The 4075-nt window shown below is 64.6% G+C and carries 3 protein-coding genes; 2 read left to right on the top strand and 1 reads right to left on the bottom strand.

Annotation, left to right across the window (positions count from 1 at the left end):
* Nucleotides 1–410 precede the first annotated feature (410 nt).
* Entirely contained in the window at nt 411–1160 is a 750-nt protein-coding gene (locus tag B2527_RS01605) for an SDR family NAD(P)-dependent oxidoreductase (RefSeq protein WP_293705777.1), read from the top strand.
* A 101-nt stretch (nt 1161–1261) separates the two neighbouring features.
* On the opposite strand, the gene speA is transcribed toward B2527_RS01605, so the two are convergent.
* Nucleotides 1262–3151, bottom strand: a complete 1890-nt coding sequence (gene speA, locus B2527_RS01600; protein WP_293705775.1) for an arginine decarboxylase — start codon at nt 3149–3151, stop codon at nt 1262–1264.
* A gap of 234 nt (nt 3152–3385) precedes the next feature.
* Here speA and speE point away from each other — a divergent pair.
* On the top strand, nt 3386–4075 hold a 690-nt coding region (speE, locus tag B2527_RS01595), incomplete at its 3' end, for a polyamine aminopropyltransferase (RefSeq protein ID WP_293705773.1).

The following is a 4075-nucleotide window of genomic DNA, read 5'->3' as shown; positions in this document are numbered from 1 at the left end:
CCGCAGCGATGAGCTGGTGACCTTGGTGCATTTCTGGATGGAGTGAGCGCGCGGCAAGCGGGTATGACTGCGGCCGCTATGGCTTTGGCTTTGGCTTTGGCTTTGGCTTTGGCTTTGGCTGTGGCTTTGGCTTTGGCTGTGGCTTTAGCCCTTCTCCTGCCTGCGGGAGAAGGGTTGGGATGAGGGCGCCTTGGCTTTGGCTTTCCCTTCTCCGTTTACGCGAGAAGGGCCTGTCCCTGCGAAGGCGGGGATGCCCCGACGGGGCGTATGAGGGGAGCTTTGGGTTTTACGATAAGGCCTCTGCCGAGCATGGCTCGGCACTACGGATGAGGCTTGGCCTTGCTTCATTCCTTCTCCCGCTTGCGCCGTCACAGTGCGAAAATCAAACCCCCTGCCCCAAGGATTCCGCAATGTCCAAGACCGCTTTGATCACCGGCGCCACCTCCGGCTTCGGCGCCGCCGCCGTCCGTCGCTTTGCTGCGGCCGGCTGGAAAGTGATCGCCACCGGTCGCCGCGCCGAGCGCCTGCAGCCGCTGGTCGAAGAATTCGGCGCCGACAAGATCCACGCCGCCGCCTTCGACATCCGGGATGCCGCTGCGATGGAGGCCGCGCTGGCCGCCCTGCCGCCTGCCTTCCGCGACATCGACCTGCTGGTCAACAACGCCGGTCTTGCCCAGGGCACGGCCGCAGCCCAGCACGCCAGCCTGGAAGACTGGCGCACCATGATCGATACCAACATCACCGCGCTGGTCACGCTGACCCATCACCTGCTGCCCAAGCTGGTCGAGCGGCGCGGTGCGATCATCAACATCAGCTCCACCGCCGCGCTGTATCCCTACCCGGGCGGCAATGCCTACGGCGGCACCAAGGCCTTTGTCAGCCAGTTCTCGCTGGGCCTGCGCTCGGACCTGCACGGCACCGGCGTACGTGTGACCGCGATCGAGCCGGGCATGGCCGAAACCGAATTCACCCTGGTGCGTACGCACGGCAACCAGGCCGCATCCGACCAGCTGTACGGCGGCGCCAACCCGATGACCGCCGAAGACATTGCCGAGCAGATTTTCTGGGTGGCCAGCTTGCCCGCACACCTCAACGTCAACCGCATCGAGTTGATGCCGGTGAGCCAGTCGTTTGCCGGGTTCCAGGTGTTCCGGGGCTGAGCAACGCTGAAGCAGGCTGGCTTGGGGTTCGCTTGTTAGAAGCTTCCCCTCTCCCCAACCCCTCTCCCGTAAGGAGAGGGGCTCTCGGTCTCGCTGTTGCTTTAGCCCAGCGGTTCGTCCGACAGGTAGGTGTAACCGGTCAGGCCCGCTTCCAGCGCGGCATCCAGTTCTGCGGCACGTTCGGCCGACAGATCGGCGGCGGCCACGCGCTCACGGTAGGCCGTGCGCAGGTCGGCCAGGCTGTAGCCGACGTAGTCCAACATCACGTCGGTGGTGTCACCGCGACGCTGCTGGGTGATCACGTAGCCGTCATCTTCCACCACTACTTCCACGGCATCGGTATCGCCGAACAGGTTGTGGATGTCGCCGAGGATTTCCTGGTAGGCACCGACCAGGAAGAAGCCGATGCGGTAACTCTCGCCATGGCGAACGGCGTGCAGCGGCAGCGAGCTGTCCAGGCTTTCATTCTCGACGTAGGTCTTGACCATGCCATCGGAATCGCAGGTCATGTCGGCGATCACGCCGCGACGGTCGGGGCGCTCGTTCAAGCGCTCGATCGGCACGATCGGGAATACCTGGTCGATTGCCCAGGCATCGGGGATGGACTCGAACACGCTGAAGTTGACGAAGTACTTGTCGACCAGACGATCATTCAATTCGTCCAGCGCCGGGCGATGGCTCTTTTCGTCGTAGCTCAGGCGCGCGCGCACGCCGTTGGCGATGGCGTAGAACAGGTCGTCGATGCGCGCACGCTGCGGCAGGTCGATCTGCCCCAGCGCATAGGCACTCAAGCCTTCGGCGTGGAAATGCTGGGCTTCCTGGAACAATTCCACCGCCGGGCGCTGGTCGAGTTCCTCATGGATTTCGCGCAGGTGGCGGATCGCCGCCGGCTCGTCATCATGCGCTTCCGGCACGCGGCCTTCGGCTGCCTGCTCAACTTCCGACACGTTGGCGATCAGCACCGCGTGGTGCGCGGTCATCGCGCGGCCGCATTCGGTGATGATGCGCGGCGGCGTCAATGCATGCTCTTCGCAGGCTTCGGCCAGCGGCTGCACGATGTTGCTGGCGTAGGCATTGAGGCCGTAGTTGATCGAGCAGTAGCTGCGCGAACGGGTGCCTTCGTAATCGATGCCCAGGCCGCCGCCGACATCGACGTGGCTGATCTTCGCACCCAGCTGCGACAGCTCGACGAAGTAACGGGTCGCCTCGCGCATGCCGTTGGCGATATCGCGCACATTGCTGATCTGGCTGCCCATGTGGAAATGCAGCAGGTTCAGGCAATCGGCGTACTCGGTATCACGCAGCGCCTTCCACAGGTCCAGCAGCTGGCGCGGAGACAGGCCGAACTTGGCCTTGTCGCCACCGCTGTTCTGCCACTTGCCGGCGCCCAGCGAGGCCAGGCGCATGCGCACGCCCAGGCCCGGCTTCACGTCCAGTGCCTTGGATTCCTCCAGCACCAGCTTCAGCTCGGACGGCTTCTCGATGACGATATAGGTCTGCAGGCCGAGCTTGCGGCCGATCAGGGCCAGGCGGATGTACTCGCGGTCCTTGTAGCCGTTGCAGACGATCAGCCCGCCCGGCCGGCTCAGCGCCAGCACCGCCATCAGCTCCGGCTTGGAACCGGCTTCCAGGCCGAAGCCTTCGCCGTGGTGGCTGGCCAGGGTGCCGGCCACGCCACGGTGCTGGTTCACCTTGATCGGGTAGACCGCGGTATAGCCGCCAGCGTAGTCCCAGTCGGACTGGGCCTGGGCGAAGGCTGCCTGCAGCTTGCCCAGGCGCTGGCCGAGGATGTCCGGAAAGCGCACCAGCAACGGCAGCTTGGCGCCGGCGGCGCGCGCCGAATCGACCACCTGCGGCAACGACACCGCCGCGCCCTGGGCGCCTGCGGGACGGACCACGACGTGCCCGGCGGCATCGACGTCGAAATAACCATCAGACCAGTGCGGAATCGAATAGGTCTTGCGGGCCTGTTCGAGGGACCAATCGCTCATCGGCGTAGCAACTCTCAGCTGTGGATAAACAAGGAGGCGCATTCTAACGCCAGCGGGGCAAGGGTCCGTTACAATCCGCGCCCTCACTACCTCCCCTCTCCCCCCGGGAGAGGGATCGGGGGTGAGGGCAAGCGTGAAACCTGACTGTGACAGGCTTCGCCCTTACCCTCATCCGCCCCTCCGGGGCAGCTTCTCCCGGCGGGAGAAGGACAGCCCCAGCACCCAGGAATCATCATGACCTCCAACGAAAACTGGTTCATCGAACACTTCCAGCCGACCGGTTCGGCTATTGGTTTCCGCATCACCGGCAAGCTGGACGAGGTGCAGTCGCCGTTCCAGAAGATCGAGATCTACGACAGCACCGACTGGGGCAAGTTGATGGTCATCGACGGCGCCATGATGCTGACCACCAAGGACAACTTCTTCTACCACGAGATGATCAGCCACCCGGTGCTGTTCACCCACCCGGCGCCCAAGCGCGTGGTGATCATCGGTGGCGGCGACTGCGGCACCCTGCGCGAAGTGCTCAAGCACCCGGGCGTGGAGAGCGCCACCCAGTGCGATATCGACGAGCAGGTCACCCGCATGGCCGAGAAGTACTTCCCGGAACTGTGCGAATCCAACGGTGACGCCCGTGCCGAGCTGCTGTTCGACGACGGCGTGGCCTACATGGCCAACTGCGCCCCGGGCAGCGTGGACGTGGTGATCGTGGACTCCACCGACCCGGTCGGCCCGGCCGAAGGCCTGTTCAACAAGGCGTTCTTCGAGAGCTGCTTCCGCGCCCTGAAGGACGACGGCCTGCTGGTGCAGCAGAGCGAGTCGCCGCTGGCGCTGCTGGACCTGATCAAGGACATGCGCGCGGAGATGGGCAAGGCCGGCTTCCAGTCGTTCAAGACCCTGCCGTTCCCGCAGCCATGCTACCCG

The organism is Stenotrophomonas sp. UBA7606, from assembly GCF_002477705.1.
Taxonomy (GTDB): Bacteria; Pseudomonadota; Gammaproteobacteria; order Xanthomonadales; family Xanthomonadaceae; genus Stenotrophomonas.
The sequence above is the reverse complement of the archived record's forward strand: the minus strand, read 5'-3'. Positions and strand labels throughout refer to the sequence as shown.

Bases quoted from the DNA above. Each gene is read 5' to 3' on its own strand.
- B2527_RS01605 (WP_293705777.1), top strand. From the start codon at position 411: ATGTCCAAGACCGCTTTGATCACCGGCGCCACCTCCGGCTTCGGCGCC.
- speA (WP_293705775.1), bottom strand. From the start codon at position 3,151: ATGAGCGATTGGTCCCTCGAACAGGCCCGCAAGACCTATTCGATTCCG.